1 protein-coding gene is annotated in these 1,118 nt (G+C 63.5%); it reads left to right on the top strand.

What is annotated here, in order from left to right:
* Window positions 1–1,060: HlyD family secretion protein (locus ACZ6ZQ_RS38615; RefSeq protein ID WP_469773204.1), on the top strand; the 1,060-nt coding region annotated here is incomplete at its 5' end.
* Between the last annotated feature and the right edge of the window lie 58 nt (window positions 1,061–1,118).

A 1,118-nucleotide genomic window follows, 5' to 3' on the forward strand; every position in this document is an offset into this window, starting at 1 on the left:
CGACATGATCGCCATGCCTGCCCCGCTCAAACGCCGCCTGTTTATCTTCCTGTTGATCGTGGTCCTGATTGCCGCGGGCTTTTTCGCCCAGTGGTTCTTCAAGGGCCGCTTTTATGAAAGCACCGACAACGCCTACGTCCAGGGCGAGATCACCCGGGTCTCCAGCCAACTGGGCGCGCGCATCGTCGAGGTGCTGGTGGGCGACAACGAACACGTGGAAAAAGGCCAACTGCTGGTCAGGCTCGAAGGCGACGACTTCCACCTCGCCGTCGACCGCGCCAACGCCGCCCTGGCCATGCGCGAAGCCGAGCGCGTGCAGGCCCAGAGCAAACTGACCCAGCAAGCCAGCCTGATCGCTGCCGGTGCAGCCAAGGTTTCTTCCAGCCAGGCCACCCTCGGCCGCTCGCAGATCGACCTGAACCGCGCACAAACCCTGCGCAAACCCGGCTATGTCTCCGAAGAACGCGTCACCACCCTTGACGCCGACAACCATATCGCTCGCTCCCAGGTGACCATGGCCCAGGCCGACCTGCAGGGCCAGCGCCAGCAGGTCAATGCTCTGAACGCCGAGATCAAACGCCTCGACGCGATGATCGCCAACGCCAAGACCGACCTGGCCCAGGCCGAACTGAACCTGACTCGCAGCGAAATCCACGCGCCCATCAGCGGCCTGATCGGCCAGCGTGCCGCGCGCAACGGTCAATATGTGCAAGCCGGTGCCTACCTGCTGTCGATCGTCCCGGACCAGGACATCTGGGTGCAGGCCAACTTCAAGGAAACCCAGATCGGCCACATGCAACCCGGGCAAAAAGCCGAGCTGACGTTCGACGCCTACAGCGACACTCCAATCGAAGGCCGCGTGGCCAACCTGTTCGGCGCTTCCGGCGCGCAGTTCAGCCTGCTGCCACCGGACAATGCCACGGGCAACTTCACCAAGGTCGTACAACGGATTCCGGTCAAACTGACCTTCGCCGCCGACAACCCGCTGCAAGGCAAAATCCGCCCAGGCATGTCGGGGACGGTCAAAGTGAATATCCAAGACCCGCACGATGGCCGGTGATCAACTGCTGCCGCCGGTCGGCGAACCGACCCGGCGCGACTGGATCGCGGTCATGAGC

It is taken from the genome of Streptomyces sp. NPDC053673 (assembly GCF_055585225.1).